Annotated in this window: 19 protein-coding genes; 12 read left to right on the top strand and 7 right to left on the bottom strand. The window is 39.7% G+C overall.

From position 1 onward, the window contains the following. Window positions 1–144 precede the first annotated feature (144 nt). On the bottom strand, window positions 145–615 hold the full coding sequence (locus LU351_RS03760) for an HIT domain-containing protein (protein WP_232592700.1): 471 nt from the start codon (window positions 613–615) through the stop codon (window positions 145–147). A 485-nt stretch (window positions 616–1100) separates the two neighbouring features. Here LU351_RS03760 and LU351_RS03755 point away from each other — a divergent pair, with 485 nt between their 5' ends. Further along, a complete protein-coding gene (locus tag LU351_RS03755; RefSeq protein WP_232592699.1) occupies window positions 1101–2834 on the top strand; it encodes a proline--tRNA ligase in 1734 nt (577 codons plus the stop codon). A 38-nt stretch (window positions 2835–2872) separates the two neighbouring features. Further along, window positions 2873–3445: a lytic transglycosylase domain-containing protein gene (locus LU351_RS03750; RefSeq protein ID WP_232592698.1), complete on the top strand. Its 573-nt coding sequence runs from the start codon at window positions 2873–2875 to the stop codon at window positions 3443–3445. A gap of 24 nt (window positions 3446–3469) precedes the next feature. Here the strand turns inward: LU351_RS03750 and LU351_RS03745 are convergent, their stop codons facing one another. From LU351_RS03745 to LU351_RS03725, 5 genes are all read right to left on the bottom strand, one after another. Further along, window positions 3470–3760, bottom strand: coding sequence for a hypothetical protein (locus LU351_RS03745; RefSeq protein ID WP_232592697.1), 291 nt, complete (start codon window positions 3758–3760; stop codon window positions 3470–3472). Between the two features lie 57 nt (window positions 3761–3817). Next, on the bottom strand, window positions 3818–4177 hold the full coding sequence (locus LU351_RS03740) for a hypothetical protein (protein WP_232592696.1): 360 nt from the start codon (window positions 4175–4177) through the stop codon (window positions 3818–3820). Between the two features lie 142 nt (window positions 4178–4319). Next, on the bottom strand, window positions 4320–5111 hold the full coding sequence (locus LU351_RS03735; protein ID WP_232592695.1) for a hypothetical protein: 792 nt from the start codon (window positions 5109–5111) through the stop codon (window positions 4320–4322). 9 nt (window positions 5112–5120) lie between these two features. Next, window positions 5121–6434 (bottom strand): hypothetical protein, encoded by a 1314-nt coding sequence (locus LU351_RS03730; protein WP_232592694.1) that lies wholly within the window; start codon window positions 6432–6434, stop codon window positions 5121–5123. A gap of 384 nt (window positions 6435–6818) precedes the next feature. After that, window positions 6819–9236 (bottom strand): reprolysin-like metallopeptidase, encoded by a 2418-nt coding sequence (locus LU351_RS03725; protein WP_232592693.1) that lies wholly within the window; start codon window positions 9234–9236, stop codon window positions 6819–6821. Window positions 9237–9551: 315 nt separating this feature from the next. Between LU351_RS03725 and LU351_RS03720 the strand changes: the two genes are divergently transcribed. Further along, window positions 9552–11204 carry a tetratricopeptide repeat protein gene (locus tag LU351_RS03720; RefSeq protein WP_232592692.1) on the top strand — a complete coding sequence of 551 codons (1653 nt, stop codon included), beginning with the start codon at window positions 9552–9554 and terminating at the stop codon, window positions 11202–11204. On the opposite strand, the gene LU351_RS03715 is transcribed toward LU351_RS03720, so the two are convergent. Beyond that, on the bottom strand, window positions 11197–12759 hold the full coding sequence (locus tag LU351_RS03715) for a hypothetical protein (RefSeq protein WP_232592691.1): 1563 nt from the start codon (window positions 12757–12759) through the stop codon (window positions 11197–11199). The genes LU351_RS03720 and LU351_RS03715 overlap by 8 nt on opposite strands. 317 nt (window positions 12760–13076) lie before the next feature. On the opposite strand from LU351_RS03715, the gene tssB reads away from it, so the two are divergent. The 9 genes from tssB to LU351_RS03670 all read left to right on the top strand — a co-directional run bounded on the left by tssB (window position 13077) and on the right by LU351_RS03670 (window position 22651). Continuing rightward, entirely contained in the window at window positions 13077–13592 is a 516-nt protein-coding gene (gene tssB, locus LU351_RS03710; protein ID WP_232592690.1) for a type VI secretion system contractile sheath small subunit, read from the top strand. An 11-nt stretch (window positions 13593–13603) separates the two neighbouring features. Beyond that, complete coding sequence (gene tssC / locus LU351_RS03705) at window positions 13604–15493, top strand: type VI secretion system contractile sheath large subunit (RefSeq protein WP_232592689.1); 1890 nt, start codon at window positions 13604–13606, stop codon at window positions 15491–15493. A 77-nt stretch (window positions 15494–15570) separates the two neighbouring features. Continuing rightward, on the top strand, window positions 15571–16200 hold the full coding sequence (locus LU351_RS03700; RefSeq protein WP_232592688.1) for a hypothetical protein: 630 nt from the start codon (window positions 15571–15573) through the stop codon (window positions 16198–16200). Window positions 16201–16317: 117 nt separating this feature from the next. Next, on the top strand, window positions 16318–17646 hold the full coding sequence (gene tssK, locus LU351_RS03695) for a type VI secretion system baseplate subunit TssK (protein WP_232592687.1): 1329 nt from the start codon (window positions 16318–16320) through the stop codon (window positions 17644–17646). A gap of 28 nt (window positions 17647–17674) precedes the next feature. Further along, entirely contained in the window at window positions 17675–18064 is a 390-nt protein-coding gene (locus tag LU351_RS03690) for a hypothetical protein (protein ID WP_232592686.1), read from the top strand. A gap of 63 nt (window positions 18065–18127) precedes the next feature. Then, window positions 18128–19771: a type VI secretion system baseplate subunit TssF gene (locus LU351_RS03685; RefSeq protein ID WP_232592685.1), complete on the top strand. Its 1644-nt coding sequence runs from the start codon at window positions 18128–18130 to the stop codon at window positions 19769–19771. Between the two features lie 8 nt (window positions 19772–19779). Beyond that, the gene (locus tag LU351_RS03680; RefSeq protein ID WP_232592684.1) at window positions 19780–20646 is read left to right on the top strand and encodes a DotU family type IV/VI secretion system protein; all 867 of its coding nucleotides are present in this window, start codon (window positions 19780–19782) and stop codon (window positions 20644–20646) included. Then, window positions 20646–21548, top strand: a complete 903-nt coding sequence (locus LU351_RS03675) for a hypothetical protein (protein ID WP_232592683.1) — start codon at window positions 20646–20648, stop codon at window positions 21546–21548. The genes LU351_RS03680 and LU351_RS03675 overlap by 1 nt, the downstream gene beginning before the upstream one ends. Continuing rightward, complete coding sequence (locus tag LU351_RS03670) at window positions 21530–22651, top strand: type VI secretion system protein IglI family protein (RefSeq protein WP_232592682.1); 1122 nt, start codon at window positions 21530–21532, stop codon at window positions 22649–22651. The genes LU351_RS03675 and LU351_RS03670 overlap by 19 nt, the downstream gene beginning before the upstream one ends.

Raw genomic sequence — 22651 nt, 5'->3', positions numbered from 1 at the left:
TCAAACAATTTTGAAACCGTTTGTGACTTATGAATACGTGAGAGTAAACGTTATTCAATAGATAAGGCAAGTTGTTGTATTAAAGAATAATCGGGCAGGAAGAACCTGCTCCGAATGTATGGTCTAACTTAAGCTTTGATTAACTCAGGTCTCAATGGTCTGATTAAATTGCGTAGAAGGCTCAGGAGCCACATCGCTCACGATAAACTCTTGCCCTGCAAGGGCACTGCGCAATCGAGAAACCCGGTTGTTTAATTCTTCATCGGAGTACGCAAGAGGTGGGTGCGCGCCCCAAACCGGATTTGGCCATGCGGCATCGTCTTTGAAGCGCGCGATATGATGAAGGTGAAGTTGTGGCACTTGATTGCCCAAAGCGGCAACGTTCATTTTGTCTGGGGCGAACATGGATACCATGGATTCGGCCAAGTAGCAGGACTCCTCCATCAGTTGGCGTCGATCTTCTGAGTCGAGGTGATGAATGTCTCGTACATTACTGCGTTGCGGTACCAGTATGCACCAGGGGTAGCGGCTGTCTTTGCTTAACAACACCAGCGATAATGGGAAGTGGCCCAGAATCACAGTGTCTTTTTCCAGGGTGGGGTGCAAAGTAAACATGGTGGCTCCTTATAAATCTCTTATTGCATCTGCCTTCGTGTATCGTCATCCCTGTGAGACGGTTGGGTTTGCGGCCTTTTCGTCTTGTCCTTTTTATCCAGAAAGCGGATCACCTAAGCCCCAAGGTTGTGGAGCAGAGTTATGAGTCATCGCCGACAGGGGTAGTGCCGGCGTCGTTATGGTTTATGACGAGATAATCGCCTTGGTTTCATCTTATAGTTAAAGTCCGCAATTGGCGACTCACGGTATCCGGTAAAGTGCATCAATATTGCTATAACTCGGTTCTCGCACTATGCAGCCGCTTCGGTGCGCCTTAAAATAAGCGGCTATTTTTTGACTGGGCAACTATTTTGCCTAAAAAAACGTCGCCAAATAGGTTTCTTTGACACCCAGCACCGGGTTGATGCGTATAACGGCATCGCCTGCGTTGAGTAACGAATAAACCGGGCGTCTTCTTCTGTTTAACCAAGAGATGAATAATCACAATGCGAGCCAGTCGTTTCCTTATTGCTACGTTAAAAGAAACCCCTTCAGATGCCGTGGTGGTCAGCCATCAGCTGATGTTACGCGCGGGGATGACCCGTAAATTAGCGTCGGGTTTGTATAACTGGCTCCCGTTAGGGTTACGCGTCTTGCGAAAAGTGGAAGCCATTGTTCGTGAAGAGATGGATGCAGCAGGGGCCCAAGAGGTACTTATGCCCGTGGTGCAGCCTGCGGAGTTATGGCAGGAATCGGGCCGTTGGGAGCAATATGGCGGTGAGCTGTTGCGAGTGAAAGATCGTCACACGAATGATTTCTGCTTAGGCCCGACTCACGAAGAGGTCATTACCGATATCATTCGCAGTGAAATTAACAGCTACAAGCAATTGCCGGCGAATTTTTATCAGATTCAAACCAAATTCCGCGACGAAACCCGTCCGCGCTTTGGTGTGATGCGTGCCCGCGAATTCTTGATGAAAGACGCTTATTCCTTCCACGCGTCTTTCGATAGCCTGCAATCCACCTACGACGAGATGCATCAAGCCTATTGCAACATCTTCGATCGCATTGGGTTGGACTATCGCCCGGTCTTGGCCGATACCGGCTCCATTGGTGGGTCTGCCTCTCACGAATTCCACGTCTTGGCTGCCAGCGGTGAAGACGACATCGCGTTCAGCTCAGAAAGCGACTACGCCGCCAATGTGGAATTGGCCGAAGCTTTAGCCCCAGTGGGCGAGCGTCCAGCAGCAGGGGCGGCCATGGCTGAAGTCGACACCCCAGATCAGCGTACGATTGATGAAGTCGCCGCGTTCTTGCAGCTCGATCCTTCGCAAACCGTGAAAACCTTAGTGGTAATGGGCGAAGCCAATGACGAGGGCGAGCAAAAACTCGTTGCTCTGATTCTTCGTGGGGATCATGAGCTGAACGAAATTAAAGCCGAGAAGTTACCGGGCGTAGCCAGCCCTCTCGCCTTTGCCCCAGAAGCGCGTATTCAGGCGGAATTTGGTGCCGCTCCCGGTTCATTAGGCCCTGTTGGGGTGAGTGAGGCGATTGAGGTTATCGTCGATCGTTCTGCAGCGGTGTTGGCGGATTTCTGCTGTGGCGCCAACAAAGACGGCGTTCACCTTACCAACGTAAATTGGGAGCGTGATATTGCCTTGGGCCGCATTGAAGACTTGCGTAACGTTCAAGTCAACGACCCAAGCCCGTGCGGCAACGGTGTGATCGATATTAAGCGTGGTATTGAAGTCGGCCATATCTTCCAACTGGGAACGAAATATTCCGAAGCCATGAACGCCACCATTTTGGATGAAAACGGCAAGCAGAAACCCATGGTTATGGGATGTTACGGTATTGGTGTTTCTCGCATTGTGGCGGCGGCCATTGAGCAAAACCACGATGACAAAGGCATTATTTGGCCTGCAGCGATCGCACCGTTCCAAGTGGCGTTAATCCCGATTAACCTTCATAAATCCGAAGCGGTGGCAGAAAACTGTGAAGCCCTCTACGCAGAATTAACGGCTGCGGGCATTGATGTAATTTACATGGATGAGCCTAAAGCGCGCTTGGGCGTTATGCTGGCCGATACCGATTTAATGGGCATTCCTCATCGCGTTGTGGTGGGAGACCGAGGTTTGGAAGGTGGCACCGTTGAGTATAAAAACCGCCGTGAAGCCGATAAGCAAGATGTCTCCGTGGATGACATCGTGAGCCTTTTACGTACTCAGTTAATCGGTTAATGGCTGTGGGCAAACTCAGTAATAGAAGAACGATCAACGTGTTTTTTCGTAGTGCGTTAATCCTGTTCGGTGTACTGAGTTTGCCTTTTCTCGCTCAAGCCGCCGGGACGCCACCGGATCAAAAAGTCGACCCACAATTACGCCAGTTTTTATTGAATACCATTCAAGAGTCCGACAGTTTTCAAGATCGGTTCGACGCCGAAGTCTGGTTGGTTGCCATGTCGGGCCGTCTAAAGCGTTTTATTAAAAATCCAGAAAAACGTTTAACCTTCCTCAAAAAAGTCCACCGTTATTCCACTCGGCAAGAACTTTCACCAGAGTTGGTGTTGGCGGTTATTGAAGTAGAAAGTGCCTTCAACCCCTATGCGGTTTCTCACGCGGGTGCGATGGGTGCGATGCAAGTCATGCCATTTTGGAAAAACGAAATTGGCCGCCCGGACGATAACCTCATCGATTTAGACACCAACTTACAATACGGCACCGCCATTCTTAAACATTACCTAGACCGATCTAAGGGCCGCTGGCCAGAAGCCTTGGCTCGTTATAATGGCAGTTACGGTAGTTATCGTTATTCGATAAAAGTGATGGATGCGTGGGATCGTTGGAAGTAGACGTGTGTATTTTTGAGTGAAAAGCTAAACACTATCCAGTACTTCGTCCCACTCCCTTTCAAAATTCGAAGATCGAAAAAAAGCCATTAACGTAATCATGATTTTTTCCATGATATAAGTGCTGTTTTCATTACTGATTTGATCTTTTTCATTTGAGAGGCGAACCATCTTCCAATAAAAATTGGCAAGGTGTATTGCCTCTTCCTGAGTTTTTAGAATGCCACGCTGGATGATCAGTCTACTTCTCTCATCGTTAAGATATTGTGCGTATTGTAAGAGAGTTGATTTTTCTTCTGGTATTTTGTATTCAATCATTGGTTGCTCATGATTGGTGCTGTTAAAATATTTTTCGCTTATAACCCGGTGCATACTTTAGTAAATATTGATGTGGGCACTATAGTCTGCATAAAAAATCAACATTTCATCCTTATCTAACATCTTTAATAACTGCGAATACCATATTGAATAGGGCGTTTCGTCTTCCCGTTGATCTTCCGTTCCTAGTTTGTAGTGCGATATAAAATTTTCAGATAAGACTTCAACGGAAGAGTGGTCTTCAGACCATTCTACGCTGCCAGAAACCCCAGTGCTGCCAGCCACAATGCTGTCTGCTGGCGACCAATAACCATTTTTTATTTTGCCAATGCTATACCGCCAATGCATGCCACTGGGTGACATGCCAGAATACAAGTAAATATCTTTATATCCTTTTTGATGGAGGTAATGAATCATTTTCATTATTTTTAGGGGTAGAGACATGATGATAGTAAGGTTGCCCTAGGTATTAATTTATGAGATTGGTAGTCCTCAATGCGGGGGGTGGAAAAAATTCTTTTAAACCATTGGGTCATGGTGCTGCTTAACGTTAGTAATTTTAATTATTCTTTCTCAAACTTCTCATTGATTCTAGTATTTTTTCTGTCTTTTCTATCTGTTCTTTTGGTGGTAAATACGAGGGGCGATTCTCTACTGCTTCTCTTTCTGGTATTGAAAAGGGGAAGTCTAAGCAGAATGAATCGAGTATTCTTAATCTTTCCAATCGTGCACAATCATAAGCAAAGTTGTAGCATTTTCTATCGCCTATAGAAAAAAGAAACCATGCTCTTAGATACCAATTTTCAGAGACCGGTGTGTAAAAGATATTTACACCAGACATGGAATTGCCAACATACCCTTCAAAACCATTTACCCAGTTAAAGCCGTTACGTTTAAATTCACGCATTTCTGATGTAGATTCTGGGATTTCAATTCCTTTTTGACGTGCTTCTTCCGCCGTGGAAACTTCATGAGTTCGTAATGTATTTTGGTGAATGGAATTTACCATTGGCTCATGTGAAAATAATGAGCCGTCAATATTACTCGGTTTTTTTAAGATATCCAGAGAGAGCATAAGGGTGCCCACCGTATTTCTGGGGTGAGGTTTACCGTTATAAAAATCCCACCAACGCTTCATCAACTGTATGGCGCCACTTTCTGCCATATTTTCATACTGTGATAGGTTAACGTGTTCAACCAGGTCATCTGCCGGCATATCTAAGCTGAAATTTTCAGGCATAGAAAAATGAAACTTTACCCCTGATATATCTACTACTCTAGGCATTAATTTATGAGGTTTATAATCCTCAATGCGGGGGGTGGAAAAAGCTTTTTTAATCCATTGAAACATAAAAAATACCTATACCATTCTGCTCAGTATTTGGGCGACTTCAATTGTGGCGTTTTGTATACTGGTCGCTGTAGGCTCGATTTTGTTAAAGATTTGTTGAATGGCAGTATAGCCTCTTCCGTGCTTATCATTCATCATATGAGCATGCCACTTGGCGTCGTCCGTGTAATAGGTATGGGGGCTTTGCCCTACAGTGCCACTAAAGACATGCCTTGAATACACTAACGAGCCTATGGCACCCACAGCATCGCCGGAGGTTAAGAAGTTTAATCCAATCACTTGGTTAACAAGGTCATAACGGTGTGAGTGGTCAAGTTGAAGGGTTATACCGGCTTTGGCTAGGGTTTGTCTTGCTGTTGCCACATGTGCTGCTGTGCCTTGGAAAATAGCTGAGTGATTGTTAAGGGTGCCTTCATAGGATACGTCTCTTATCTTGTTGATGGCACCAACAATTCGGCTTCTTGAGCGGCCTCGATTGTAGAGGTTTACCGCTTGGGTAAAAATAATGGTGCCTTGACTGTGGGCTAACCAAGAAATCGCGTTGTCGTTATGTTGGTTGGCCTCTAGCACACCGCTAAATTGCCTAGAAATCGGTGTAGAGAGCAGCCCTCCTATTTTATCTCTGTTAGATTCCCAAGTATCCCATCCACCGCCTTCACTGGGGTTATGGAATAAGGTGTATTCACGAACTTCAGATGCCCCATAATGGTGTTCGAGGTAGCGGCCCATCAACCAAGTAGCTTTTTCTAAATCATTAGATTGGCCATTAATTGCGGCATATTTTGTATTAATTTTATTTACATCAGCGTGTTTGATTCTCCAAAGACCTTTATCATCTTTGGCGATAAGGTACATTGTAGGCTTTTCTTCTTTTGCAAGTCGTTTTTGTTCTGCTTCATTTCGACCTATATGTAAAACGTCTATGTGCATATCCCCAATGGTATACACTATTTCATATGGTCCTACCCAAACCCGATGCAATCCATTTCTGTATGACACTTGCTCTGGCCGACGCTCTAAGTAGTGACTGTTATTTGATAATGCAGGTAATCTTTTATCTCCAGGTAAAGCTCTCGAAAAAGTAGGTGCTAGGGCTTTTACCACCGAGGCTCTGTATTGGCCATTATGTTGGATATGATAACCCGATAAATTACGAAGTTGTTGATGAACTCGTTCTGATTCAAAGGGATCGGAAATACCTAATTTATCAAGAAAAACTTGACTGATACCACTTAAAATAACTTTCTTACCAGTTTCATTGTGTGGTTCGAAGGGCCTTGGTGGGTTTAGAGAATTAATAATCGCAACTTCAAAAGGGTCCATGTCTGGGGCTCCGTTAATCTTTAATATTCGCGAGAGTTTACGTATAAACGAATCTCTCAAGCATCCTGCAAGGCAAATGAGTTGTTCAGGCAACTATTTGTTTGAGGACTAATCAGACTACCACTAGGTAAACATTGGGGCAAGATTACCTGTTTGATGCACCAAGCAAAACCGATATAAATGGCTTTATTAATGTTCTGATATTCAAAAGACGAAAAAATTAAAGAAGTGTAAAGATTGGAATTGGCTTACTATAATGGCAGTTATGGTAGTTATCGTTATTCGATAAAAGTGATGGATGCGTGGGATCGTTGGAAATAGTTTCTATTGGCAAAAGCCTAGTGAAAAACCACTAGGCTTTTATTTTTAAGAAATGCAATAAAGTTAATCAACTAATCTGACATTACTAATCATCACTTCACTCTGTGAGCCCGCACCGCCGGCATCATCATCACTTACCAGAATCAATCGGAATCCGCTGCCGGTAAAATATTGCCCAACAGGAATACTGAATGACTGAGTGCCACCGTTATAGGTGAAATCGTCAATACCATAATTCTGCGAGCCAGCCAGTTTGAATACACGGTTGGACGAAGCGCCAGATCCTTGTGTTAAACCAATACCGTGAATTTCCCCGATCTCATTACTTGAGAAATCAAACTCCAATCGGCTTGAAGCAGAAACGGTAAAGGTTTCTGTTGTCGCTCTCCAGATATTTCCGTTTAACTCGATAGTGCAATCATTTGCAGTGAAGGTTCCGTCATTACGGTTACTGAATGCAGTGACATTTTCTAAATTAATGCATTCATCGGTAGGAGGGGGTGGAGGCGGGGGAGGGGTTGTGTCTGAATCTGCAGAGAATCGATCGGATAGCGCAAAGAAAAGATTGTTAGCGCAGCTTAATTGCAATCTACCACTCGTGGTATCACCGCTAGGAATCGCAACGGCAGCTGAGCCAATATTATTAACACCACTGGCAATACGAGAAAAACTGTCCCCGTTATTGGTTGAGTAATCGACATTGATAGCAGAGCAGTTAATGCCATTACCGGTAGTGCCGGCTACATTCCAAGTAATGGTATTCACAGCCCCTGCAGTGAGGCCTTGCCCTGAACTTGGTGTAGTGACGGTGAAAGCACTGCCCGTATTGACAACGGAGACCGTCATGTCATCAATGGAAACGCCGCCATTTGTATCACGGACGGTCAGGCGGAAATCTAAATCACGATTTGTGGTTGGCAGAGAAACCCCTAGTGTCGAGGTATCGTCAATTAAATCGTCCCAGTTTGGGAAAGTGCGGCTGGGGTTTGATGTCGGGTTGAACGATCGGAAAATGGGACGGTTACCATTATCCACCATTGTCGCTGGGCTGCTTGACGAGCTACCTAAATCATATTGCTCCCAAACGTAGGTTAATAAAGCGGTGTCACCGGCATCGCTGTCTGTTGCAGAACCCGTCAAAGTAAAAGGCGTATTGGCAGGAATGGTGAAATTATTACCTGCATTGGCAACGGGTGGGTTATTTCCAGTATTGCTGATACTGGCGCAATTACGTCCGCCGCCATTTTCAATAAAGTTGCTGATTTGTGTGATGGAGTGCGTATGGAAATATGGATCAGAATTGTTCTGCAAGTTTTCATCATCGCAAATGCCGGCGTAGGCCATAATGGTGGCACCACTGCCTGGTTCGTAGGCAGAACCCGATGAGCGATTCGCACCTCCACAACTTCGGCTTGTACCGTTAAAGGTATGTTCACCTCTAAATTGATGGCCAATTTCGTGGGCAACATAATCGATATAGAAGGGGTCACCCACAGGATTATTCAATCCTGTTAAGCCCCGGCCTTTACTGTTGCCACAGACAACACCTAAGCCAGCAACGCCACCACCGCTGGTTTGAAAGATATGACCGATGTCATAGCTACCAGAGCCAATAACAGAATTAATATTTCGAGTATTGGAATTTAAATCGCCGTTGCCATTGGAATAGGGATCGGTATTCGGGTTGGTGTAAATCAGTTCATCATTATCGGCTACTAAATTTAAGCGGACGGCTAAATCCACTTCATAGACCTCGTTCACTCGGTTGATGGTTGTTACAACTGCGGATAAACCATCCGAAACACTGCCTCCGAAAAACTGAGTGAATTCACCGGTTGTTGCAACCGCTAAACGATAGGTTCGTAAGAGACCATCGGGGTCATCCACTGCTTGTATACCAATCTCAGGTGTCTGTATATCCAGGTGAACTTTTTCCCTAAGTACTTCGTCAGTGAATGATTCAATTTTTTTTGCATCTTTTTTCAGATAATTTAAATATTGATTCTTCTGGTTGCCGGGGTCAATAAGCACTGTTTCCCCATTATAAGTAAACATGCCGTGAAAGCCATGTTCGGTAATATCAAAGCGACCACGATTTTTCGGATTGCTTTCATCGTAACCCCAGTAAGTTTTCAACTGTGGAAACTTCTTCTGCAACTCTGGCTCAAGAATACTGTCTTCGAATACTCGAAATCGTACAAAATTATTATTGGGTAAAGGTAAGTCAATTACGACACCTTCACCTTTTTGGTTGCGATTGGGAGCTTGGTTAAGTAAAGAAATTAAATCGTTAGGCTCAGTGGAGAGTGTTCTAAATTTCGATAAGCCTTTAATTTCATTTCCGCCAAAGGTGGTCGCCGTTTTGATATTGGTTGGCGTGTGATTCGACCACAATGCACTGCTATTATATTCTGCTGCCGTTAATGCGGCGGTCGGTAATAGTGCCGATAATGCAATGGCACTGACTTTTCGTTTAAACATAAATAGACCCTCTAATCGATGCATTTGAGAATGTGCATCTCTTTTAGTTTGTGAAATTGGCTATGTCAGCCAAGGGGAACGATGACAGATTTGATTGTTGAAGAAAAGCATCTAGGTGCAGTGAGTTTGAGTTTATAAAAACACTGTTAGTTTTTGTGGAATTGGCGTGAATAATATTGTTGATATATATGGTGCCAATTTGGAGTGGGTGAAATTCATGGTGCGCGTGAATTTTTCTAAATTAAATGAATGTTTTTCGATTTTATAAAAAGTATAGTGAGAGCGCTGCAATTTTTATACTGAAATGGAGGCGTTATGTTTGATGGTGTTACTAAAACAGAAGAGATTGAAGTCGGTAAGTTTTCATATGTATCAGTCTTGATTGTGGTGGCTATTTTTATAGTAGCTTGTTATTTTTTTGTGAGTGCAAATAGTGCACCGCTTCGTACAATTGTTATTTCATCTAATAATATGATGAATTTGAAAAATGAAAGAAGTGCTGATTTTGATAAAACGAACTATATTGCCTCTAAAATAGTAGAGGATGAGCTTGAAGCAATCATTGTTAATGATTCGAAGCGAGTATTGGTGAGTAAAAAAGAGTGGGTAGATGGATTAAGCTGGAGGCAAGAAGCTGAACGACTGGGAATTGATGAAATAATTCATAGTAAAGTCTTTTGTGATGACGCTGAGTGTAAGGTGCGGATATCAATTTATACGTCTGAGTCTGATAGTGAAATAATTAAAGTCGAAAAGGTATTTCCTCATAAAGATCTTTTGGTTTTTTCAAACTTGGTAGATAAATTTATTCTTGATAAGCTCTTTTTTGAGAAAAGTGGTCATTATCATGAATCTGATGACGCCATTCTTAGAGCCTATTATTCATATCGTAGAAAAGTCGACAATTTTATTCTGACAGATGAAATCATTTCAGAAATAGAAGTGTTCTCAGAGGAGAACACAGGCTTTATGGGAGCACGTTTATTGTTGTTAGATGCTTATATGTCTAAAACTAATGATGACTCGGTAAGTCGACATGAATGGTTAAGAAAAGCATTTGAATATGTCAATCGATTGGATGAGAGTTTTCCATATGAACCTCTCGTTGAACGTGCAAAATATAAGGTGAATTTAGCTCGACGTGATATAGAGGCTGCGGAAAAAAATTTAGAAAGAATGGGAAATATTTCAGGCATTGATGTTAATCAATTGATTCTAGATAAGTTAAATCTTCGTTTGGAGATGGGTGAGCTTGAAAAAGTATATTCGGAATTGATAAAGAGTGAGCATTTAAGAGAAACAAATACTTATTTCCATTTGAAAGCGAAAATGGAGTTGATGCTTGATTATGAAGAAGAATTGTTGGAGACATCATTGCGATGGGTTGAAGTTTATCCATCCTTTATTTCTAAATATTATTTGGCGTCTGCGTATTCATATTGGGGTGAATTTATGGCGGCTATTGACCTGTATGAACAGCTTGTGCGTGAGGGTTTTGATCATGATGTTTATGTAAACTTAGCGCTGGCGCAGTTTTTTACGGGTGATTATCGGTCAAGTTTACGAACCCTTGATGAAATTGCTCGGAATGAAGAAAGTACGGCCTCAGATTTACTCAATTATGGCGAAGTAATGAAGGCATTAAATTTAGAGGAGGCGAATTCATATTTTAGAAAAGTTATTCAATATTGTGAGAGTAATGAAATTCAGGATATTGATTTGACATATAAAGCTCTTGCACATGCTCACTTGGGTGAGTCAGAAAAGGCACTGATTAGCCTGCAAGAGGCTGCGCAGTCTGAGTTGTATCGGCAGACCTTGCATTTATATTCCTTCTATATACATAGCCTTGTAGGGAATGAGGTTGCAGCATTACATAATGGTGAGCAGGCTCTTAAACATGGCATAAGGCCACACTGGCTGAACCTGCCCTGGACAGAAAAATACTATAATAAGTTATCTATTTAGGATTATGTCTGCTTGGATCATCGAGTGTAAAATGTTCACTACCATCTGCATACTTCTTGCGAAGTAAAAATGCAAAATTAGTAATCGGTGATATTTCTGAGCCCACTCTAAAGTTAACACGTAACGATTTTTCGTTATTATCTATTATGGTATGCACTTTTTTAGGGATACCGTTAGTCTCTGTTAGCCAGATAATAGAGGGGGAGATGCCATCGCTATTAGTGCTATTAACTCTATCATTGTAAGCATCAGTAAGTTGTTGTTGCACTGATTCTAGTATCAATTTTCTCTTATCAACTGATTGATTTTTCACGTCAGGAAGTTTATTGAGTAATTCTTCTAAACTTTGATTGTCTCCCCAATTAGCTGCGTCTGGATTGACTCCTACATCATGGGCAAAAAAGTACTGGTCAACATAACCCTGATCTTCTAATGAAATTTTAAAGCGCCTTTGGCTCCAGCCATTTTCTTCATGGGCAGATAAAATCAACAAATCATTAACGGCTAACTGATTATGTAAGCGCATAATGCTATTATTTTGTATGATGTCTTCTGGCTTCAATGTTAAATGAGTATAACGCTCATGTATACCAAATAACATATAAGGTGTATAGGGAGCCTTATATCTTTTTTTTGTAACTTTTCCATTGAAATCAATACTGTTTGAAGAATAAGAATCTATATCAAGAGTATATAGTGTTGGTATTTCAGATTCCCCAATAACGGGTTCTTTATTCGTGATTGTATAGTCCCCTTCAGCGTTAATAATGTCCACACGCCAAAGTGCCCGATCCCCTACTGCCGCTAGCTCAGTGTTTTTCACTAAACTTAAGGATGAGGAATTTTGATCTTTTACGAGATAATGATGGTTGTAACTACTCTTAATCGTAAAGTAAGGGGCATCTGTATAATCAAAATGCCAACCTGTTTTTAAAGGTTGATGGTCAACTTCTTCCCACAAATTGAAAGATTTAAATATGGGTTCTCCTGCCCATGTGATACTCAGCATGGTGGCATGCTTGTCATCAGAAGGTGTATGAGTTGGGGCTATCGTATAGCTATCAATACTCATTAATGTAATCGCTGGATGAGATGAGTAGGCACTCTGAGAGCTTGATGCCCTTAATGTATAGTAATTATCATCCAAAAAATACAAATTCCATAACTGGCCTTGTTGGTAGCCTTTTAATATACCATCTTGGTAGCAAAATGTACTGTATCTCTTCTCCTCTGCGGTGGATGGATTTTGCATATACATTAATACTTTAGGATTATATCCGTCTTTCTGTGTTAGAAGGTATTGCTTTGTATCCGGCAGTTGCAATGAAAAACACTCCAGTTGAGTGTCTGGAATATTCTCAAGTAGTGGTTTTCTTAAATAAAACTTCGTGGAGTTTTCAAAATCAGTCCTAGAGGCTTTTATGCCTACATTATTAAACGACAATTTCAGATGCTGTCCATTGCCATCACTTAAAGTAACGAGAGAATCAAAATTTAAGCCATGTGATAAAGGTGAGAGCCCTAGAATAGTTAATAATAAAAGTATTTTCTTCATGCTATTTTCCTAAATAGATATTTAAGTGATTTGTTGATTTTTTCGTATCTTCATGATTTTTCTGACTTTTTTATTTTTTTACTTGTCTTCTCCTTTAATCTGATTAAATGAAATTTGTGCCAAGAAGCCATTTTGTCACCGGTGTGTAAATTAGTTACCTATTGCTTTTGTCATTCTTTGTTATTTTCTGTTATTGCGACACAGGTCTCAAAATGCCAATCTATTTTCTGGCAGGGGGTTGGGTACTTATTCAAGATTACCTAAAAGTTGCTTATTCAATTAAAAAATAAGATTTTATTTAGAACGGAGTTCTTCTCATGGCAATTCAAGATACTATTCCAAAATCTAGAATGACATTACGTTATAAAACAGAGGTTAATGGTCAGCCAGAAGATGTAGAGTTACCTCTTAGATTATTAATAATGGGTGATTTTTCTGGAAAAAGTTCGTCTAAAGTACCTTTCTCTGAAAGAAAAGTAATTAACTTTGATGGCGACAACATCAATGCCGTATTGGAAAAAATGAAAATAAAAGTTAATGTCAAAGATGATGATGAAAATATTCATTCTGTGCCTATAGATAATGTGGATTCATTTTTACCTCATCAAGTTTGCAAGAATATTTCTTCGCTTAATGATTTGGTTAGGTCAAAAAAATCATTAAATACCTTACTATCGAGCTTAAATAATAGTGCGAAATTTAGGGAAGCATTGAAAGGCTTGATTGCTAAGCCCGAAGCGGTTGAGGCATTAAAAAATATTCTTACCCCAGGATACCAATCTTCTTGCTTAATGCCAATAGAAATTATGAATAAAAAAATTGATTCAGAATAGGGAGAGTTTTTATGAGTGCGGAAATTATAGAAGTACCAAATGATCACATTGTGGATTTAGGTGCTAGCCTGAATTATTTGCCGGAAACATTAGAATCTTTGCTTGATAAAAAAGTGAGAATAAAAAACACTCAAAAATTGGAGGAGAGTGTGTCAGCTTTTTCTGATTGCCTTTCGGATTATGATGAAAGTGATGATGTTTCTAACATTAAATTAAGGTTGCAAAGTATTAAAGAGCAAGGAGAGCGAGTTCAGAACGTATTTCAAGAGAGTGATGTGTATTTGGATAAGTCTATCTCCTCATTACTGTCTTCAAATTTAGAGGCAATATTTGAAGGGTGTTCAGCCTCAGAGTTGGCTTTTAGCGAGATGGAATCTATCGAAGAAGGCGGAGAGGAGCAAGAAAGTGAAGTTCGCCGAACCGTATCGCGTTTAATCAACGGTGCAGATAAGCTAAGCAAGGTCAAATCGACAATCTCTGAAAAATTAAGAACAGATTCTGCATTAAATCTAAATGATAATGAGCTTGCGGCAGATTATTTTTTAGGCTGCATGGCTACCGCTTTATTCAACGATATCCTACCAGAAAATGATGAAGATGGATTTGCATTAGCCCATGTTAGAGAAAAGGTAACTAACGCATGTGCGGATATCGATGAAAAAATTAATCGACATGTTAATGCAATACTTCATAACGAAGAATTTAAAGATCTAGAAGCTAACTGGCTTGGATTAAACGGATTGATAGAGAGTACAGATTGGAGCGCCAATTTAATGATAGATGTGCTCGATTGTACTAAAGAAGAGGTTATGGATGATCTTGCAAACAATGCGGTTGATTTAACAAATAGTGAGCTATTCAAGAAAATTTATGTTTCTGAATATGACCAATATGGCGGATGTCCATATGGAGCCTTAATTGGTCTTTATGAATTCGAAAATACAGATAGAGATCGTAGAATGCTCAGTACAGCAGGAAAAGTCGCTGCTGCCAGTCATGCGCCTTTTATTTCATCCGTTGGCCCAAAATTTTTAGCGTGTAATGATATTAAAGAGTTATCTGAAATTAAAGATCTAGAGGCTCATCTTGGTCATCCAAGATTCGAAAAATGGAATCAATTTAGAGAATCTGAAGAGGCTGCCTACATTGGTTTGAGCTTACCGAAATTCTTGCTACGTAAGCCCTATGAATCTGAGCCAAATGAAGGGGGGTTCGGATTCGAAGAAAAAATAGATGTGGCTGATGGTCACAAAGATTATTTATGGTGTAATTCGGCATTCTTAGTTTGTAAAAATATGATTCGTTCATTTGCCGAGACCGGTTGGTGTCAATATATAAGGGGCCCAAAAGGAGGTGGAAATATTGAGTATCTTCCGCGACATGAATTCAAACTCAACGGGCAAAGTGAAATTAAGGCGCCTGTAGAGATGATCATCCCAGACTATAAAGAATTGCAGTTTTCTAATGCTGGGTTCATGCCGCTGGTATATAAAAAAGGCACTTCAAATGCTTGTTTTTTCAGTTGTCAATCTATCAAGAAAACAAAGAAATTCAAGGATCCTCAAGATTCTCAAAACTCTCAATTGGTTACCAATTTGTCTTATACAATGTCTATAACTCGAATTGCTCACTACATAAAATGTATGATGAGAGATAACATCGGAAGTAGTGCAACTCAAGAATATATTAATGCCGCTATTGAAAACTGGTTATCTCAATATGTTACGACGGTAGTTAACCCAGATGACTTGACACTTCGCTACTATCCTTTTCAGTCAATTAAAGTCGAAACTAAAGAGCAAGAAGGTATGATTGGTTGGTATAGCAGTAATATATCTGTAATGCCACATAGACAATTTGAAGGACTCGATGTCGAGTTAAGTCTCGATGTAAGAACCTAATTCTTGTTAATCCAAGAATGCTTGAAGAAGTAAATGTTTACGATAGGTAATTTCATAAATAAATTTGGAGAAAAATTATGGCAGCGGAAGTTCATAATCTAAATGTGCGGCAAGGTTTTAATGCTGCAAAAGATGACCAGTCTCCATATGGTCACCTAACAAGAATGACTGTTGGAAGAAAACAGCTTCAACAAAATATAGAGGTTCCGGATTTTTGTGCCCTCGATGCTGGGGCGGGTAAGGATAGTGTTGAAAAAGTCTCTAAAACCGTTGGTATATTGGAGTCAATTTATTATTCAGGAGGCTATGCTGATCCTATCCAGATTTCGTTCTACACAAGCTATGAAAACAGAACGATTTTAGATTTATTAAGAAAGCGTGATATGGAGTGTACAGATGTCGATTTTGATATATTTTGTTCACGCTATGACCCTGTGGTTGGAAAGTACTTTAAAGCAATGCATACAGCAGAGCAATTAAATAAAGGTGAAATTAAAAAGGTCTACAACGGGGCAAGTGATTCAGCAGAGTTGGCAATTGATGTTGCTCAAGACGCTACTGACATTATTCAAACGCCGGAATTGTTTCGAGTTTGTATAGAAATAAGCCCGAAACCGACCAGTCAAAAATTTCATTTGGCGGTGAGTGAATCCGCTAAATATGTAAAACCTTGGGGGGTGAAAACGGCGACTGATGTAAAAGCGTAAAACTTAGCCAGTTAGAGTAGTAGTATCGCATCGGTGTTTCATTGTCTAAATAATACCTATAAACCTATATCACTGCTCTCTCTGGCTAAATAATTACTTTTTTAAAGGAGATATGTTATGTCACACGTTGTGCCCGCCCCGGTTAAATGGGAATTTGGTCAGGCTTTATTACCAGAACATTTAATGGCTCAGGAAGAAGCATTAATTGCAGAGGCTTCTGGGCGAATGAGTGTTAACGGTCTTCCTGATTTTGGTATAAGCACCATTGAATGGGATGATGCTTTGCTTTCAAATGAAGCCATTGTGAGTATTAAGAGGTTAAAGTTACTCACACGAAATGGTGTTTTACTCGATTACCCAAATAACACTAATATTGTTTCACCTCCCGTTGAATTAAAAGAACATCTCAATCATAAAGTGTACTACTATTTGTTGCGTGAGTTGCCTCCAGTTAATGATGGAACCGTCACATCGTTAATACCTAAGGGACAAAAGATTGGCAGGAGGCATCTAAAACTAATTTTAACTTGCGAGCAAGTACTGCCAAAAGAATATCACTCTCTTCTCGATGATCATGAGCATATTGATTCAGGTTGTATTGGGTATTTTGAAAAGCCCTATCAGCAAGGTTGGCAATTGTCATCTGAATATACTCCTCCACTTTTGCAAATAGGTAATAGTCAATATTTAATAAGGTCATTAAGCCAGCTTCTCACAGTCATGAAGCGCTTTCGTGCAGACCTTAGGCAGGAATTTGGAGCGAAAAACCTTCCGAAAACCTTATTGTTTGGTGTAAAACAATGTTTGCATGAAATACAAAAAAATATTCGCTTACTTGAAAACTTGAATATTGGTGGTATGCAGAATGGTGAGTTAAGAATACACCCTTATATTCTATATGAATCATTACAGTGTTTGTTGACTGATATTCAGCTTTATCGTGGAGAATGGCCTGAAAGAGAGCCGGAAACGTATCGTCATGGAGCGTTGTCTGAAATATTCTTAGAGTTAATTGATCAAATTGCGCTGCGAATGCAATTTAACTCTTCCTCTGTTTATATTCATGAATTCATCTTGAAGGACGGAATTTATAGTGTACCGACACCGTCTGAAATGACCGAGCTGGATTCTCTTTATTTGGTGGTTGATGTCAATAATCAAGCTCCGTTAGAAGAAATTAACTTACCTTGTGTGACCAGTGTTGAACGCTTAAAAACGCTTAATACCTATGCGCTTGCGGGTGTTGGATTAAAGCTAGCGGAAAATCCAACATTTGGTTATGAATTTGGTAAGAAAGTATATTGTTATGAGATATGCTCAGGAGGAGAAAGGGCCTATTTACATAGAGATGGTACAATTGCGTTCTATGCACAAGAGTACTTCAAGTCGATGAATTTCTATTTGTACAAAAAATTACCATCTAAATTATTAGAGATGAGCAAATAGTTTTCAAAACTGAAAGGAATTCTGAGAAATGACATCTCTTGTTTGTAAGGTAGAGCTGAATAAAAAAGAAGGTGTGCTAATAACAGTGGAGGATGCTTCTGGTCGAATAAAGCAATCAATTGTGCTTAATGATAAATCGATTACTACCACCAGTAAATCTAATTCAAATGAAAGTACTATTGTTCAGACACCGGAATCTGTTTCGATAAAATGCAGTAAATTTTCCGTTGAGGCAGACACCATAACATGTAAATCTAAAGCAGGTAGTTCGTACGAAAGTGGAACCGGAACCTCTATTAAAGCCGGAACAACCTTGAAGGCACAGGCATCAACAACCGCTGATCTTAAATCGAATTTGGTTAATGTTAAAGGAAATGGATTGGTTAAGATTAGTGGAGCCCTTATTAAACTTCAATAAAGTAGTGTTTTATAGTGAATGGAAGAGATTTTTAAAAGCGCATAGAAGATAAGGTATATGATTATGGATACGTCAAAACCCTTTCATCAAGCTGTTGTCGAAGATGTTGCCTATATCAATGAGGTTAAAGATTCTTATACTCATCATTGTTCTGAATACATCATTGAAGATTTTGGTGAGGAGATTCATCAGTTGGTGGATTCTGTGGCAGCGTTGATGTCAAAAAATAGACTGGCTGCGGAAAGTGGCATTTCTAGGTTATATACACGATTGTACTCTCAGCTGTATCCCTTTTTGTTATCTCCATTACCTTCTATGGGATTGGTACAGTTTAATTGTGAGTCGATGGGAGCAAGATCTTTTATTCCTAAAGGTACTCCGTTAATTTTTTCAGTAAAAAATAAAAAAGAAAACTCTATATACCGAACAATTTCAGATTGTGATATTTGGGACATTAGTATTGATGATATAGCCTGTTTAGGAGGGATAGGGGCTGGATGCCAATTGGAAGTTGAGTTGTCAAAACCAGTGACGAGTGAAGGGTGCCCAAAAGAGCTATTTTTTTATATTAATGTAGAAGGTGATTGGGTTCAGAGCCTTACTTTTCAGTATATGTTGTTGAATAATTGTATCAAATCATATGTAGAGTACGAAGATGGTTCAACTGAGGAATTAAAATACAATGTGGGCGCACTTGAAGAATTAAAAAATAATAAATCGTTATTGAATTCGATTGTAAGGCAAAGGCTATATTTTCACGTACCGCAATATGCATCGTTCATGAGCTGCTTATTTTCAAAGCTAGATAGACCATGGGCGAAAGCAAAACTGCGCTTTGTATTTGATTGTTCATGGCCTGACCAGATAAGAGTAACTCCTCGGTTGTTTCAAATAAATACCATTCCAGTAGAGAACCTTCAGGTCGAAGAATCGGACTCGATAATGGTGGATGGAACAGTTACTCAACATATTATTCAAGCCCCCAATGCTTCTTCAGATCTTTCTATTCATTCAATCGAAGGGGTTTATGCTATCAAAGATGTTGATCGTATCCCGATTAGGCCAAGTTTAGTCGATTTGAGTGACAATAGTTATGACCTCAATATTGATACCCATAGCGAAAAATATGAAATTTCTTTTAATATGCCAGGGGCATTTGAAGATGAGGCTCAGGTTGTTATCGAAGCGTTATGGCATACCCCAAGTTTTAGTCAACACTTATGGCAACCTCTTTCTGTCAGATTCCATGATCAAGATTTCCTTGGGATTGTCCCTTCATTACCCAATCAAATTACAAAAAAAATGGTTCCTTATCAAAAGCCACAACCAATTTCTCCTGAGAAGGCTGTGACTCTCGCTGCGATAAAAAATAAGGCGTTACTTTCATTAGAAGATTTGATTCTTATCTTGGACTCTTTAGGGAGTGTCTGGAAGAAAGAGTATGCGCCGATAAGAAGGATAGTAAAAAATCTTCTTTCATCTGAATGTAAAATGCTTAATAGAAATGGAAAAATGCAAGTGGGGATACATTATAGGCTGATATTTGATAACGTTTTTGAAGGGGTTATTCCTCTGGTTCGTGATTTTTGTTGTCGTGTTGAAAGTATACTCAATGCTTGGATAACTTCTATGCCAGTTAAGCTGACTTATCAATACGACTTGATGGAAGATCAAAAAGATTGTTTTCAATATAACATGGATAAATAGGTGGTGTTATGAAGATTCAAGAGTGGGGTATTGTTTATAATTATTTCTGCAGATTAAAAAAATTACGCTTGCTGGCGGATGAAAAAAAGATCGCTCATGTTGGGCGGGTTGGCGCGACTGATTCGATGGGTGAGGCGGAAACTGCTAATTTGGTTTTATCAAAAAATAAGAGTGGTGAAAAATCAAAGTCAGCGTCCAATTCATACGAATTTATAGAGCAAGAATTATTAAGTGAATTATCTAGATGTGAAGCAGATTTGAGAGAGCTTAAGGAAAAGCCAATTGTAGACAGAATTGTTGAGCTGCTAGTTATTTACACTGATGAATGGTTAAGAACAAGCTTTGACAAAGATATGCCTATTCCCTCCAATAGTATTCAGAGTAAAAAGTATCAGTATCATAACGGAGGAAGTCAATTCTATTCTCTATTAGGAGAGGAGACTTTAGAAGCGGGATTATTGAGTAATGATGTTTCTAAGGAAAACGATTCAAATAGTAACTTTGATGAACTGAAAGAAGTTGGTGTGCTAGAGGTGGCATATCTTTGTTTATCGTTAGGTTTTAAAGGTAAATACTGTGATAATGAAGAAGAAATAGAAAGAGTAAAATCAAATTTGGCTGCTCAAATTGGTAGTGTTATACAAGACAATGATTATGCCATTGTAACACCTTTATTGAAGACCTCTACAGGGGTGTGGGGAACCGTAAGTCGCGATATATCTAATAAAGAGGAAAAGGCTTCGCTTCATTTAACTCAAGATTCAAATGCCTTGGGTAGCGATAATCTTAGAATTGAGGGTAATAATTATCCGATAGAAAAATGTGGTAAAGATTCATTGCCAATATCTGCTGATAGAAGCACGAGATATGCCTAATGTCTTGGTTATTAAATTGTAAGATTCGCTCAAAATTAAGTCAGTTTGATCCAATGGCATTGCTTAGACTTTTGCGACATAACGGCTATTCTCTCGATCATATTTTTTTCTCTAGTAATAATTCATCTGTTTCTCAAGAAAGATTGATCGAAGATGTAATAATATCGGAGTCAAGAGTCGATATTGTTGTAAATCTCGGCTTGCTTGGCGCGCAGTCTAATTTGTCAAATGAGTGGTTGAAAAAATTAGAAGAGAGTTCTGAGTGTAATAGAAAGTCTGAATCGGTGGTTAGATTTTTAGATCACATTATTGTTTCTGATTTTCTAGCGCAAGTTTATCCCGAAATTAATCAACATTATTTTAATAGTTGGAAAAAGATTGCCCAGAAGCATTTTCAGATAGAAAATTTTGACTCAGAAGTAACGCTTCATTCATTGTGTAAAATGCTATTTCCCGAATTTGATGTGTATGTACATAACGAAGAATCCGCATTAGTAAGAAAATCTAAATCTTTATTTGTTGGTAATGGTGTCTCTTCAAGCGAAGCCTCTATGGGCGGTGTTATTTCTGTAGAAGCGAGCGTAAAGAGAATAGAGCTCGTTCAGAAAACTCGAATTTATCAGTCTAACGTAGACTGGGAAGTTGAGGTTAGCAACCGTATCAAGCAGTATTTATTGCCATTAATCTCAGGGTGTCAAGTATTATGTGAGATTCATTTATTCTCTTTGCAACCATTGAATGGATTTAGTCTTGATTCATCAGGAGTGTTAGGCCGAGTTCCAATGGGATGCTCTAATTTAGTCACAAAGAGCATCTGTTTTCATAAAGGTTTGGTTGCGGAAGATAAGATGGGTATGTTTGAACCACACGTGAGGAGGCAGGCATGCAGAATACAGCTATGACTAATACCGCCATGACTAATACCGCCATGACTAATACAGCTATGAACAATGTTGCTTCCACTAATATTTTTAATATATCGGTGGATCAGGATACTTTAGATGATCATTTTCACTATCTTTCAGGTTGCTGGTTGAAGGGTGACTATGCAGAAATTGTTGAAAAAGGCGGCACGGCCATTAAAGAAGATCAATATGACGTGCGTATTGCCATTTATTATCTTTATTCTATTTGGATAGTAGAAGGTTCTGGCTATTTATTAGGTTGCCTTGAGGCTATTTTATCATTGGTTAAAAATTATGAATCTTCGCATGATTTAGGGGGTTTTGAAGAAACTGTTGAGAAAAATATTCTAGATAGTTTGAACCTTTTTTTTAAAAAAATGAGTCGACGGCTAGAGCGTTTTTCTCCTACGACCGCAGATGATGATTTAGAGAGTGTTGTTGAAGTATTCGAAAAAATTAAAGAAGGTTGTCAGCAGCTGGGTGGTTTTTATGAGGTGGAAAAGCGTGTTGAAAGTATTATAGAGGCCTACCAGCCGGTACTTGAAAAGTTACAAAAGGAAAATGATGAGTTGGAAGCGTCTTTAAATACATTGAAGGCTGAAGAAGTACCCAATAAAAATTTAGGGAAAGATACTGATTCGATTGTTGAAGCTATTGATCGATTTGAAGCCAATAATGAAGATAAAGTGATTCTCCGTGAGCTGAATTTGCCGAATAAAGAATGCTTATCTTATCCTTTTTCAATGCTGTTAGAGAAAATAAAACTGATGGAAAGGTTATCTGAACGGCGTGATCTTTATAAAGCGGCGATTGTTTTAGAGGATATTCGGGAAGAGATATCCACAATGAATCCATTAGATTATTTTCCAGTGTACTTTAGGGGTTATAGTCACGTTGTTGCACAATATTCAACTGAATTATTTCAGCATATACAGAATCATGACTCGATACATTGGTCGGCATTAAAACAGTTGTACTCAGTTGATAAGGATGGATTTCAAAAGTTAGAGGTGACACCTCCTAATCTTACCTATGGTTCCGAAAACGCAACTGAGTATGATCAAGAAAGTCTAAATCGAGACAACTATTTGATGGGATGA

Source organism: Marinibactrum halimedae (genome assembly GCF_021234875.1).
Lineage (GTDB): Bacteria > Pseudomonadota > Gammaproteobacteria > Pseudomonadales > Cellvibrionaceae > Marinibactrum > Marinibactrum halimedae.
Note: the sequence above shows the minus strand (reverse complement) of the source record. Positions and strands in the feature narration are given on the sequence as shown.